13 protein-coding genes are annotated in these 12,571 nt (G+C 65.1%); 10 read left to right on the top strand and 3 right to left on the bottom strand.

The window, feature by feature from the left end; all coding sequences use genetic code 11:
* The 6 genes from VFB18_RS12230 to thiD all read left to right on the top strand — a co-directional run.
* The coding region (locus VFB18_RS12230) for a transketolase-like TK C-terminal-containing protein (protein ID WP_324975584.1) at window positions 1–747 on the top strand (747 nt) is incomplete at its 5' end.
* A complete protein-coding gene (gene gap, locus VFB18_RS12225) occupies window positions 740–1,750 on the top strand; it encodes a type I glyceraldehyde-3-phosphate dehydrogenase (protein WP_324975581.1) in 1,011 nt (336 codons plus the stop codon). The genes VFB18_RS12230 and gap, both read left to right, overlap by 8 nt.
* Window positions 1,747–3,018, top strand: a complete 1,272-nt coding sequence (locus VFB18_RS12220) for a phosphoglycerate kinase (protein WP_324975578.1) — start codon at window positions 1,747–1,749, stop codon at window positions 3,016–3,018. The genes gap and VFB18_RS12220 overlap by 4 nt, the downstream gene beginning before the upstream one ends.
* 216 nt (window positions 3,019–3,234) lie before the next feature.
* Complete coding sequence (rpe, locus tag VFB18_RS12215) at window positions 3,235–3,912, top strand: ribulose-phosphate 3-epimerase (protein ID WP_324975575.1); 678 nt, start codon at window positions 3,235–3,237, stop codon at window positions 3,910–3,912.
* Between the two features lie 108 nt (window positions 3,913–4,020).
* Window positions 4,021–4,755: a cytochrome c biogenesis CcdA family protein gene (locus VFB18_RS12210; protein WP_324975572.1), complete on the top strand. Its 735-nt coding sequence runs from the start codon at window positions 4,021–4,023 to the stop codon at window positions 4,753–4,755.
* Between the two features lie 43 nt (window positions 4,756–4,798).
* Window positions 4,799–5,608: a bifunctional hydroxymethylpyrimidine kinase/phosphomethylpyrimidine kinase gene (thiD, locus tag VFB18_RS12205; protein ID WP_324975569.1), complete on the top strand. Its 810-nt coding sequence runs from the start codon at window positions 4,799–4,801 to the stop codon at window positions 5,606–5,608.
* 18 nt (window positions 5,609–5,626) lie between these two features.
* Here thiD and VFB18_RS12200 read toward each other — a convergent pair whose 3' ends face one another.
* Window positions 5,627–6,472 (bottom strand): fumarylacetoacetate hydrolase family protein, encoded by an 846-nt coding sequence (locus VFB18_RS12200; RefSeq protein WP_324975566.1) that lies wholly within the window; start codon window positions 6,470–6,472, stop codon window positions 5,627–5,629.
* Between the two features lie 134 nt (window positions 6,473–6,606).
* On the opposite strand from VFB18_RS12200, the gene VFB18_RS12195 reads away from it, so the two are divergent.
* Window positions 6,607–7,140, top strand: a complete 534-nt coding sequence (locus tag VFB18_RS12195; protein WP_324975564.1) for a hypothetical protein — start codon at window positions 6,607–6,609, stop codon at window positions 7,138–7,140.
* Between the two features lie 625 nt (window positions 7,141–7,765).
* Here the strand turns inward: VFB18_RS12195 and VFB18_RS12190 are convergent.
* Window positions 7,766–8,617, bottom strand: a complete 852-nt coding sequence (locus tag VFB18_RS12190; protein ID WP_324975561.1) for a fructosamine kinase family protein — start codon at window positions 8,615–8,617, stop codon at window positions 7,766–7,768.
* A 95-nt stretch (window positions 8,618–8,712) separates the two neighbouring features.
* On the opposite strand from VFB18_RS12190, the gene VFB18_RS12185 reads away from it, so the two are divergent.
* Together VFB18_RS12185 and VFB18_RS12180 are read left to right on the top strand one after the other, a co-directional pair.
* Window positions 8,713–9,543, top strand: a complete 831-nt coding sequence (locus VFB18_RS12185; protein WP_324975558.1) for a UDP-2,3-diacylglucosamine diphosphatase — start codon at window positions 8,713–8,715, stop codon at window positions 9,541–9,543.
* A complete protein-coding gene (locus VFB18_RS12180) occupies window positions 9,543–10,712 on the top strand; it encodes a glycosyltransferase family 1 protein (protein ID WP_324975555.1) in 1,170 nt (389 codons plus the stop codon). Before VFB18_RS12185 ends, VFB18_RS12180 begins: the two co-directional genes overlap by 1 nt.
* A gap of 90 nt (window positions 10,713–10,802) precedes the next feature.
* Here VFB18_RS12180 and VFB18_RS12175 read toward each other — a convergent pair whose 3' ends face one another.
* Window positions 10,803–11,708: a hypothetical protein gene (locus VFB18_RS12175; RefSeq protein ID WP_324975552.1), complete on the bottom strand. Its 906-nt coding sequence runs from the start codon at window positions 11,706–11,708 to the stop codon at window positions 10,803–10,805.
* Window positions 11,709–11,911: 203 nt separating this feature from the next.
* Between VFB18_RS12175 and VFB18_RS12170 the strand changes: the two genes are divergently transcribed.
* Complete coding sequence (locus tag VFB18_RS12170; RefSeq protein WP_324975549.1) at window positions 11,912–12,568, top strand: Spy/CpxP family protein refolding chaperone; 657 nt, start codon at window positions 11,912–11,914, stop codon at window positions 12,566–12,568.
* Window positions 12,569–12,571 lie beyond the last annotated feature (3 nt).

The raw sequence follows: 12,571 nt of genomic DNA, 5'->3' as shown, positions 1-12,571 counted from the left end.
CTCCATGGCGGCATCGTTCCTTACGGCGGCACGTTCCTCGTCTTTTCCGACTACTGCCGGCCGTCGATCAGGCTCTCGGCGATGATGGGCCAGCGCGTGATCTACGTCATGACGCACGACTCGATCGGTCTCGGCGAGGATGGCCCGACGCACCAGCCGGTCGAGCAGCTCGCGGCGCTCCGCGCCATGCCGAATCTCAACGTGATGCGCCCGGCCGACTCGGTCGAATGCGCCGAGTGTTGGGAGATCGCGCTCCTCGCCAAGGGGACGCCCTCGATCCTCGCACTCACCCGTCAAGGTCTTCCGCTGCTCCGCACCTCCGACAGCAAGGAGAATTTGTCGGCCAAGGGCGCCTACGTGCTGATCGCGCCAGCAGGGGACCGCGATGTGACCCTGATCGGCACGGGTTCGGAGGTCGCGCTCGCCGTCGAGGCGGCGGCAAAGCTTGCCGGGAAGGGGATCAGGGCCGCCGTCGTGTCGATGCCCTGCTGGGAGTTGTTCGAGGCGCAGCCCGAGGCCTATCGGAACACAATTCTGGGTACGGTCCCGCGCGTGGCGGTCGAGGCGGCCTCAGGCTTCGGCTGGGACAAATGGATCGGGCAGGGGGGCGCCTTCATCGGCATGCGCGGATTCGGAGCTTCTGCCCCGGCGCAAGACCTATATAAGCATTTCGGTATCACCGCCGAGGCCGTAGCATCGGCAGCAATCGAGGTGTTGGAAAGGAAGAGCAGGGCAGGAAATGGCTAGGAAGCGCGTCGCCATCAATGGGTTTGGCCGGATCGGGAGGCTCACTTTCAGGGCCTATCTCGAATCGGGTCGCGATGATCTCGAATTCGTGGCCATCAACGACCTCGGCTCGGCCGAGATGAATGCTCACCTCCTCGAGTTCGACAGCGTGCATGGCCGCTTCCGCGGCAGGGTCGCCGTCGCCGACGGACATCTCAAGACCAACGGCCAGAACGTCGCGGTGCTGTCGGAGGCCACGCCTGAGAAGCTTCCCTGGCGCGATCTCGGCGTCGACATCGTCATGGAATGCACCGGCCGCTTCACCAACCGCGAAGGTGCCGCAAAGCATCTGACCGCGGGCGCCAAACGCGTGCTCGTCTCGGCGCCGTGCAGCGGTGCCGACCTCACCGTGGTGTTCGGCGTCAACCACGACAAGCTCACCCAGGAGCACCACGTCGTCTCGAACGCGTCCTGCACCACGAACTGCCTCGCCCCTGTCGCCCAGGTGCTGAATGAGGCGGTCGGCATCAAGCACGGCTACATGACCACGGTGCACGCTTACACCGGCGATCAGCGCCCGGTCGATACCTTGCACAAGGACCCGTACCGCGCGCGCGCCGCGGCGGTGAATCTGATCCCGACCTCGACCGGCGCGGCCAAGGCGGTTGGCCTCGTCCTTCCCGAGCTCAAGGGCAAGCTCGACGGCGCCTCGATCAGGGTGCCGGTGCCCAATGTCAGCATGATCGATTTGACCTTCCAGTCCAGCCGTCCCACCACGGCGCAGGAGATCAACGAGGCCATCGTCGCGGCCGCCAACGGACCGCTCAAGGGCATTCTCGGCGTCAACGACAAGCCGCTCGTGTCGAGCGACTTCAATCACGACCCGCAAAGCTCGATCTTCGACTTGCCGAGCACCCAGGTGGTCGACGGCACCTTCTGCCGCGTCGTGTCCTGGTACGACAACGAGTGGGGCTTCTCCAACCGCATGAACGATACGGCGGCGGAGATGGGGCGCCTGATATGAGCGTCGCCTCATCGGCCGCCACGGAGAGCGTCTCCGAGGGGAGCGTCGACCTTTCAGGCGTAAGGTCGATCGACGGCGTCGACGTCAAGGGCAAACGCGTGCTCGTGCGCGTCGATTTCAACGTGCCGATCGAGAACGGCGTGGTCGCCGACGCGACGCGCCTCAAGCGCGTGCTCCCCACCATTTCGAAGCTCGCCGAGGCGGGGGCGAAAGTGATCGTGCTCTCGCATCTCGGCCGCCCCAAGGGGGTGATAAGCCCCGACACCTCGCTCAAACCCGTCGCCGAGAAGATGCGCGAGCTGATGCCGGGCACCACCGTCCATTTCATCGGCGACTGCTTCGGCGAGGAGGCGCGGCGCGGCGTCGCCGGCGTCAAGCCGGGCGAGGTCGCGGTGCTCGAGAACGTCCGCTATTACAGCGGCGAGGAGAAGAACGATCGCGAATTCGCCAAGGCCCTTGCCGAGCTCGGCGACATCTATGTGAACGACGCCTTCTCGGCGGCCCACCGCGCGCATGCCTCGATCGAGGCTCTGGCCCATCTTCGCCCCGCCTATGCCGGGCTTCAGCTCATGGCCGAGGTGGACGCGCTCGGCAGGGCGCTCGAGAACCCGGCGCGGCCGGTCATGGCCATCGTGGGCGGCGCCAAGGTCTCGACCAAGATCGAGGTCCTGACCCATCTCGTGACCCGCATGGATCAGCTCGCCGTCGGAGGCGGCATGGCCAACACCTTCCTTGCCGCCAACAGCATCGACACCGGAGCCTCTCTGGTCGAGCCGGAGTTCGTCGCGACGGCGAAGGACATCATGGCGCGCGCCAAAACGTCGGGGTGCGAGATCGTTCTTCCGACCGACGTGGTGGTGGCCAAGGAGTTCAAGCCCGGCGTCGAATGGCGGATCTGCCCGGTCGGCGCCGTTCCCGCCGATACCATGATCCTCGACTTCGGTCCGGCGAGCGTCGCTGACCTCAAGCGGCGCCTTCAAGGCGTTAAGACGGTGCTATGGAACGGGCCGCTCGGCGCCTTCGAGACGGCGCCGTTCGGCGAGGGCACCTTCGCCCTTGCCCGCGAGGTCGCCCGCCTGACGCGGGAGGGGAAGCTCGTGAGTGTCGCCGGCGGCGGGGATACGGTGCGGGCGCTCAACATCGTCGGCGTCGCCGGCGATCTGACCTACGTCTCGACCGCTGGGGGCGCCTTCCTCGAATGGCTGGGCGGGGCGAAATTGCCGGGCGTGGTGGCGCTTGCGAAGAGCGGCGCCCGCGCCGCCTGCTAATCTTCTCTTGGTCGTGGCCGGGCTTGTCTTCCCCTTGCGCGGGCCGAAGCCTTTCGCGAAAACCACCCTACGAAGGCGTTGGCGGGCGAAGGCCCGGCCATCCAACGAGTTTGCCGCGGTAAAAGGCGTGGATGCCCGGCATAAAGCCGGACATGACAATCTTTATTTAGCGGTATTGTGCGCTAAAAGGACTCATTGGCGAGCCGAGGCTCCGACATGGCCCGTGACATCATCATCGCCCCCTCGATCCTCTCGGCCGACTTCGCGCGGCTCGGCGAGGAGGTGCGCGCCATCGACGCCGCCGGCTGCGACTGGATCCATGTCGACGTGATGGACGGGCATTTCGTGCCCAACATCACCATCGGCCCTGACGTGGTGAAGGCGCTTCGCCCGCACTCGAAGAAGATCTTCGACGTGCATCTCATGATCGCCCCATGCGACCCCTTCATCGAAGCCTTCGCGGCCGCGGGCTCCGATATCATCACCGTGCATGCCGAGGCGGGTCCCCATCTCGACCGCTCGCTGCAACTGATCAGGAACCTCGGCAAGAAAGCGGGCGTCTCGATCACTCCGTCGACGCCCGAGAGTGCGATCGACTACGTGCTTGACAAGGTCGATCTCGTGCTCGTGATGACGGTGAATCCCGGCTTCGGCGGCCAAGCCTTCATCCCGAGCCAGCTGCACAAGATCAGGGCCATCAAAAACGCAATCGGCGCCCGGCCGATCCACATCGAGGTTGACGGCGGCATCAACGCCGAAACCGCCCCGCTCGTAGTCGAGGCGGGCGCCAATGTCATCGTGGCGGGCTCGGCCGTGTTCAAGGGGGGCGCCTGTCAGGAGAACATCGCCGCGATCAAAGCCGCCGCCATGCGCGCCCGCATCGCCGCGGCCTAGGTTAATCGACGTCCTCGCGCCGTTTTGACGCTAAAGTGATCGGCGAGGGCTGGCGGCAGAACCCTGTCTCTCGTGCTAGGACCGCCTGACTTCGGTCGGAGATTTGAATTGGACGTCACCTATGTAGGAGCGCTGTTTGCCGGGCTGCTCAGCTTCCTGAGCCCCTGCGTGCTGCCGCTCGTGCCGCCTTATCTCTGCTTCCTGGGCGGCGCGACCTTCGATCAGCTCGCGGGCGAAGACGAGACGCCCACCCACGTCTACGCGACCGTGGTGATGTCCTCGATCGCCTTCGTGCTCGGCTTCACCACTGTGTTCGTGGCACTCGGCGCCACCGCAACCGCCCTCGGCCAGTTGCTCATCGCCAACCTCGCCCTGTTGAGCAAGGTCGCCGGCGTGATCATCATCATCGCCGGCCTGCATTTCCTCGGGCTCATCCATATTCCGCTGCTGCACCGCGAAGCGCGCTATCACGCCGACGAGCGCCCTGCCGGGCTGCTCGGCGCCTATATCATCGGCCTTGCCTTCGCCTTCGGCTGGACACCGTGCATCGGGCCCGTGCTCGGCGCGATCCTTGCCATGGCGGCGGGTGAAGATTCCGTGCGCCAGGGAATCGGCCTGCTCTTTGTCTATTCGCTCGGGCTCGGCATCCCCTTCATCGCCGCGGCCGTCGCCATCCGCCCGTTCATGAGCACGATGCAGCGCTTTCGCCGGCATCTCGGCACGATCGAGAAGGTGCTGGGCGGCTTTCTCGTCGTGACCGGCATCCTCTTCCTCACCAATGCCATGACGCTCATCTCGGCCTGGCTGCTCCAGCTTTTCCCGGGGCTTGCCGCCATCGGCTAAGGCAGCGCTTCCGTCTTTGGCACAATCGGCCGATAGTCGTGCCATGACAGCGATCGCACTTTCCGTCGCGGGCTCCGACTCGGCCGGCGGCGCCGGCATTCAAGCCGACCTCAAGACCTTCGCCGCGCTCGGCGTTCATGGCGCGACCGCGATTACCGCGCTCACCGCGCAGAACACGCTGGGCGTCGAGGGCGTGCATGTGGTGCCGTCCGGTTTTGTGATCGCGCAGATGAAGGCCGTTGCCGCCGACCTCGATGTCGGCGCGATCAAGATCGGCATGCTGGCGACGACGCCCATCATCGAGGCCGTCGCCGAGGGACTTCGCAGCTTCCCCGGCGTTCCCGTAGTGCTCGACCCGGTGATGGTGGCCGCCACCGGGGCGGTCCTGCTCGACGAGGAGGCAATCGCGAGCCTGAAGCGCGTCTTGATCCCGCGCGCTATCGTCATCACCCCGAACTTGCCCGAGGCGGCGCGGCTCCTCGAGACGAACGAGGCCCGGAGCGAGGAAGAGATGCGTGCTCAAGCCGAGGAGCTTAAGCGCCTCGGCGCCAAGGCCGTGCTCATCAAGGGCGGCCACGCCAAGGGACCGGCGGCCGTCGATCTCCTGCGCGATGAGGAGGGCGAGCTGCGGCTCGAGGCGCCGCGCATCAAGACCAAGCATGATCACGGCACGGGCTGCACGCTCTCCTCGGCCATCGCTGCCGAGCTTGCCAAGGGGGCGACGCTGCGCGAAGCGGCCCGCAAGGCCAAGGCCTATGTCAGCGCCGCGATCGGACGCGCCGATGAGCTTCATATCGGCAACGGCAGGGGCCCCGTGCACCACTTCCACGCCTTCTGGCCCAAGCCGAAGTGATGTGCCGGCAGCCTTAGCCTAAGCCTCCGCCACGACCTTGAGCCGCTGCTCGCCGAGGCCAGAAATGGCGAGGCGGAGCTCATCGCCGGCTTTAAGGAACACGCGCGGGTTCCGCGCCATGCCGACCCCGGGCGGCGTGCCGGTGGTGATGACGTCGCCCGGCACGAGCGTCATGTACTTGCTGATATAGCTTACGAGCTGGGCGACCGTGAAAATCATGGTCGAGGTGTTGCCGGTCTGCATGCGCACCCCGTTCAGGTCGAGGGCAAGATCGAGCGACTGCGGGTCGGGAATCTCGTCGGTGGTCACGAGCCAGGGTCCGAGCGGGCCGAAACTGTCGTAGCTCTTGGCCTTGATCCATTCGCCCGGGCCGCCCTTCTGCAGGCTTCGCTCCGAGACGTCGTCGCAGATAGAGTAGCCCGCGACATGGTTTAATGCCTCGGCTTCGGAGACGTTCTTGGCGCGCTCACCGATCACCACGGCAAGCTCGACCTCGAAATCCATGCGATCGAAGCCCTTGGGCTGGAGGATGGGGTCATAAGGCCCTGAGACACAGGAGCTTGCTTTGGCGAACACGATCGGCACTTCGGGAATGGGCTGGCCGGTCTCGGCGGCGTGGTCGCGATAGTTGAGGCCAATGCCGAAGAACTTCGGGACGATGCCGACCGGGGCGCCGATCCGCGGGTTGCCTTCAACCAGGGGAAGAGAGCCGAAATCGAGAGCCTTGATTCGACTCAAGGATTCGCGGCCAAGCGCGGGTCCCGCGAAGTCGGCCACGATGCCCGAGAGGTCGCGGATGCGGCCTTGCGCATCGAGGATGGCAGGCTTCTCCGCGCCGACTTTTCCGTAGCGTAACAGCTTCATCGTTCTTCCCCCGGTCACCGTTTTTCTGCATGATGCACGCGGCCGCGGGGGGCGGCAACGGCCCGCGATTCGCGAAACCGGTTTTCGGCCCGGAGCGCGCGCTTCAGCGGTGGACTTTGAGAGGGATGGCTTCCATGGCATCTCGCCTGCTTACGGACTGGATCGGCAAGCTCATGCCCGTCCTGATGCTTTTGCTTGTGACGCTGCTCGCGCTGCCGGCCGAATCGGCATCGAAGAAGGCGACCCCTAAGGGCACCGGCAACCCGTTCGACCTCCTGAACGGCTATTGGTCCGGAGGCGGCACCATCGCTCCCGGCAAGGGGGCGCCGGAAAAGGTGAGCTGCAAGGTCACCTACAACGTGGCGGGAGCGGCGGTGACGCAGAACATGCGCTGCGCCGGGACCGACTACAAATTCAACACGAGCTCGAAGCTCACCTATAGCGGCGGCAAGATTTCGGGCTCCTGGAGCGAGACCACCTACGACGCGGCGGGCAGCGTGAGCGGCACGGCGGCCGGCAACACCGTCCATGCGGTCATCAGCGGCGACAAGTTCTCTGGCCGCCTCAGCATCAACGTCTCCGGCTCGAGCCACACCATCAACATCGTTCAGCTCGACCCAAAGTCGGGCACCTACCGCCAGGCGGCGAGCGTCGCCCTGCACCGGTAACCCGAAGCCTCGCTTGAGAGGAGCCTTTGCCCCTGGGCCGCCCGACAGCGCCTGGGGCGATGCCGCTTCCTTCTTTTTGATTCCACAGCGATTCTCTCTCGCCGTCGTTCCGCAAATCGCTTCGTGAGCCGCAGAAATGTGGCGTTGCGGAACTGCAACAGGGCCTCAGAAAGTTTTCCGGGCGCCGCACAGCGGAAGTGCAATTTTAAGAGGCAATTCGGTCTTCCGGCTGTACCGGCGTCGGCGCGGTCTGTGACGCCCTAATACAATGATAAATAATGAATAATCGTCCCCCGCGAAGGCAGATTCACCCCCTCGGAAAGCGGTCATTTGCATTTGCGCAACAGTCGTTTGCGGAATTGCGTCCGGCCCCTTGCGCAATGTTGAAGCACGCTAAAGGCCTAGGCTAGCCTTCCGGCATCGAATGGGGGGACGGGGCTGGGGGGCTCAAGTCACCCCGAGATGGGAACCAGAGGGAAACCAAGCAGCCACCGACAGGCTCAGGAACAAGATGGGGGGGCGAGCCGACGCCCGCTTTATAGGCCATGCCTTGGAGCTCGGCTCGTTTCGCAGGGAAGACCGGCCCGGCGACGCCCGGGCCGGTTCTTTTTGTCTTGAGCGGCTTTCAAAGGCCGATGCGGGTGAGGGTGCGGTCGATCCCGGAGAGATAGCCCGACCCGAACAGCCTGACGTGAACGAGACTGGGGTAGAGGTTGTAGAGGCCCGCCCTCAGCTCGTGGAACCCGGGCTCTAGCCGCATGAGACTTTCGTAGACCGCGAAGAAGGCCTCCCCGAACGTCCCGAACATCGTGGTGAAGGCAAGCTCGATCTCGGGACTGCCGAAATAGATGGCGGGATCGACGAAGGCCGCAACGCGTCCGTTCCGCACGAGCACGTTGCCGGCCCAGAGGTCGCCATGGAGCAGGCTCGGGAAAGGCGGCTCGATCAGATACTCCTCGATCCGCTCCGCCAGCCGCTCGATCCGCGCCAACAAGGATGAGGGCAGGCGCCCCTCGCGGTGCGCCTCGCACGCCATGTACAGAAGCCGGTGGTCGCGGAAGAACGGTACCCACTTCGTTGCCTTGGGGTTCGGCTGATGGAGAGGCCCGATCAGCGTGTCGCGCGCATAGCCGAAATGCTCGCGTGGGGTCGCGTGCAGCCTCGCGATCAACTCGCCGGCATGACGTTCGACGCTTCTGCCGATGCCGCCCGCGTCATTCTCGATGAAGTCCATGACGAGGAGATCGCGCGCGGCATAATGCACCCGCGGCACCGGGAGGTCCGAGAGGCGCGCAAGCTCGCCGAGCATGAACGCCTCGAGCTTGAGCCCATCGGCCCCGCCGCGGTCCGTTTCGCCCGCCTTGACGGCAAGATGACGCCCGTCGGCGAGCACGACCTCAAGTCCGGTGAGCCCGAAGCCGACCGCGAGCGGTCTCGCCTCGGCCACGCGCGTGCCGAGCGCTTGTTGAAGCCGCATCTTGAGATCGCCGTTCGTCACGCTGCCGCCATTAACCAGCGCCCGCGCTGGATGTCACATCGCTGATACAAAATCACTTTAAGTCGCGCCTTATCGTGGCGAAGACGCAGGATGACGACGTGCAGCATGAACCGGGTGTGAGGCGTTATCGCGCGCTTTTCGTCTCGGATCTGCATTTGGGCACCAAGGCCTGTCAGGCAGAGGCCTTCCTCGATTTCCTTCGCTGCCACGATGCCTCGCGCATCTATCTGATCGGCGACATCGTCGACTTCTGGCGCATAAGGCGCGGCATCTACTGGCCGCAAGCCCATAATGACGTCTTGCAGAAGATCCTGCGCAAGGTGCGCAAGGGCACTGACCTCGTGCTCATTCCCGGCAATCACGACGAGGCCTTGCGCGACTATTGCGGGGTACATTTCGGCGGCATCGCCATCGAGCGCAACACCATCCATGTAGGCGCCGACGGTCGGCGCTACCTTGTCATTCACGGCGACGAGTTCGACGTCGTGGTGCGCTACGCCAAGTGGCTCGCTCTGCTCGGCGATTGGAGCTACGAGCTCGCGCTGTGGGCCAACACCCATTTCAACGTGCTGCGGCGGTGGTTCGGCATGCCCTATTGGTCGCTGTCGGCTTATCTCAAGCACAAGGTCAAACGCGCGGTGAACTATATCGGGGAGTTCGAGCTGGCCCTGGCGCAGGAGGCGCGGCGTCACGGAGCGCAAGGCGTGATCTGCGGCCACATCCACCACGCCGCCATGCGCCAGGTGGGGGAGGTGATCTACATCAACACCGGTGACTGGGTCGAAAGCTGCACCGCCGTGGCCGAGACCGAGGAGGGGGTGTTCGAGATCATCCGCTGGGCGCCGACGCCCAAGGGCATGAGTTCGCCCGAACGCCGTGTCGAGGAGCTCGAGGCTGCCGCCTGATGCGGGTCCTGGTCGCGACCGATGCCTGGCATCCCCAGGTCAATGGGGTGGTGCGCACCTACGAGCGGCTCGCGCTCGAAGCGCCGAAGCAGGGCTGCGAGGTGAGCTTCGTCGCGCCCAACCTGTTCCGCACGCTGCCCTGCCCAACCTATCCCGAGATCAGATTGTCGCTCCTCACCCCGGGCGCGATTGCCCGCCATGTCGAAGCCGCGCGCCCCGACTTCATCCATATCGCCACGGAGGGACCCATCGGATTCATGACGAGGCGCTTTTGCCGCAAGATGCACCGGCCGTTCACCACGAGCTATCACACGCGCTTTCCGGAATATGTCTCGGCCCGGCTGCCGATTCCCGAGGAGTGGTGCTACGCGCTGCAGCGGCGCTTCCATAACGGCGCCGCCGGCACCTTCGTCGCCACCAAGTCGGTCGCCGACGATCTCGCCGCCCGCGGTTTCAACCGGCTCATGCCCTGGTCGCGCGGCGTCGACGTCGATCTGTTCCGGCCGCGCAACGTGCGCCTTTACGGCGAGCAGCCCGTGTTCCTCTATGTCGGGCGCATCGCCGTAGAAAAGAACCTCAAGGCGTTTCTCGACCTCGACCTGCCGGGGCGCAAGGTCGTTATCGGCAGCGGCCCGCAGGCCCAGGAGCTGATGCGGACCTATCCCGATGTTCTGTTTCCGGGAGCCAAGGAGGGCGAGGAGCTTGCGTTGGCCTACGCCTCGGCCGACGTGTTCGTGTTCCCGAGCCTGACCGACACCTTCGGACTCGTCTTGCTCGAGGCGCTCGCCTCCGGCGTTCCGGTCGCCGCCTATCCCGTGAGCGGGCCGCGCGACGTCATCACCGATCCGCGTGCTGGCGTTCTCGGCGCCGACCTTAAGGCCGCGGCTCTCGCCGCGCTCAAGCTCGATCGCGCGGACGCCCGGTCGCTTGCCTTGACATATAGCTGGGAGAACTCAACGCGGCAGTTCATCGAGAACATGATGGTCGCGCACAATCTGGGGCTGCCCGAGCGGCGCCCGCGGCTTCGCCGCTGGCGGGGCAAGCGCGCGCCGCAGAAACGGAAGCGAAAAAGAAAAACGGCCCGGTTGGGGGGGAACCGGGCCGTCACATTCTCATGCGTCAGTTTGGGGGACGCTTTGGGGGAACTCGCGTCTTCCCAGAGATGGTAAATCCGCCCTTGCGGTTCAAGGGGCGCCGGTGAAAACTGCTCAGCACGGCGCACTAAGCCGTTGATGCACCTGGAATAAAAAAATTTGGAGCTAGCCGAACAGGGCCGCGCGCTTGACCGTGTCGAGTTCCTCGAAGGTAAGCGGCGCGGGCGGCTCGAAGCGCTCCGGCCCGCGAGGCCGCCCTGCCTCAGCGTCCGCCATCGTCTCCCGGGCCGCTCCCCTGGCCGGGCGTTCCTCCCGTGCCGTCAACATGCGGTCTACATCGTCCTGCCCAAGGCCCTTATCCTTGCCTTGCGGTCCGCTCAGGAACTCCGCCTCGTCATGGAGCGAGGCGTCGGCGAAGTCGCGCATCTTTTGTGCGATGTCGTCCACCCGGTAGGCGATGTCGTCGACGCCCCAAATCTGGATCATCGCGTTGATGCGGCTCTCGATGAAATGGAGCGCACGCACCACCTTGTCGGTGCGCTGCCCGGTGAGGTCCTGGAACGAGCAGGCGGTGTAGATGTCGGTGGCGCGCTGATCGATCCGGTCGCACAGCGCGACCTCGGTCCCCCGCTCGCGGAGCGTCCAGGCGACCTCCTGGATGTCCTCGGCCGCGGCGAGAATCTCCGAGGTCGCCTTCTCGGTCGCCTCTACGATTTGGTCGAGTTCCTCGGTCGCGCTGACGAGCTGCTGGTCGAACTGGAAGGGAGGCCTGATCTGGGCGATCTCGCGCCGCGTGCGCGCGATCGCCTCGCTCATCTCGACAAGCTCGGTGAACACGCCGCACGGCGCGCTCTGGCGCTGCGGCCTGAGCACGGCCGCCTCGAGCTTGGCGATCGCCTCGAGCAGCATCTCGGTCTCAGCGGTGCGGTTGCGCCTCGCATATTCGGCGAGGAACCAGCGGCCGCGCCGGCTCGCTGCCAGCGCGTCCTCGATCGCGGCATAGTCCTCGGCAAGCGACCTGCGAGGTGGCTCAGATGGTGCGTGGGTGCCGTCTTTGGCTCGTTCCGGCATGGGCGTGAGGCTAGTCTGATTCGCGGGCGGGGCGGAGCTTAACCCGCGAAGGCCGATGGATTCGTTAAGGTCGAAGCGACGATTGGCGGCATTTTCCGCTTGATCCGCCTCAAAGCGATGGGAGTGGCGCAGGTATAGTGAATGTTTCGAATCCAAAGAAGCGGACGCTCAGACGTCCGGTAAGGTCCGGTAAGGAGGAAGCGATGCGGATGCTCAAAGGATTGGCGCTTGCGAGCGGCCTGGCGGTTGCTGCCGCGGTCGTGTTTCCCGTTATGGCGCAGCAGGGTCAGCCACAAGCGCCGATGATGGGTCCCGGTGGGATGATGGGGCAAGGTACCGGGGATGAGGGCAAGAGTGGCGCGACGGGCCAGGGTGCGGGCAGTCCCATGGGCGGCATGATGGGGCAGGGAGGCATGACGGGCCAGGGCGGCATGATGGGCGGCATGCGCTCCATGATGGGTGATGACAAAGGCGGCATGATGGGCGGTTGCGCGATGATGGGCGGCATGGGCCACGGCATGCGCGGCATGATGATGACGTCAATGCCCATGATGGAAGCGAAGCTCGCCTACATGAAGGCCGAGCTCGGCATCACCGATGCCCAAGCCTCCGCATGGGAGGATTATGCCAAAGCCGTCAGGGCGCAGCAGGCCGCCATGGAAAACATGCATGGCGACATGATGAAGGCCATGGGCGGTAGCGCTCTCGACCGCATGGATGCGCGCATCAAGGCCATGGAGATCATGGTCGATAATCTGAAGGCGCTGAAGCCCGCGACGACCGCGCTCTACGCCGTGCTCACCGACGCGCAGAAGGAGAAGGCAAACCAGTTGCTGGGTGGTGCCTGCGGCATGATGTGAGGC

Origin of the sequence: Methyloceanibacter sp., assembly GCF_035650995.1 — a bacterium.
Lineage (GTDB): Bacteria > Pseudomonadota > Alphaproteobacteria > Rhizobiales > Methyloligellaceae > Methyloceanibacter.
This window is presented reverse-complemented; position numbering and strand designations above follow the sequence as displayed.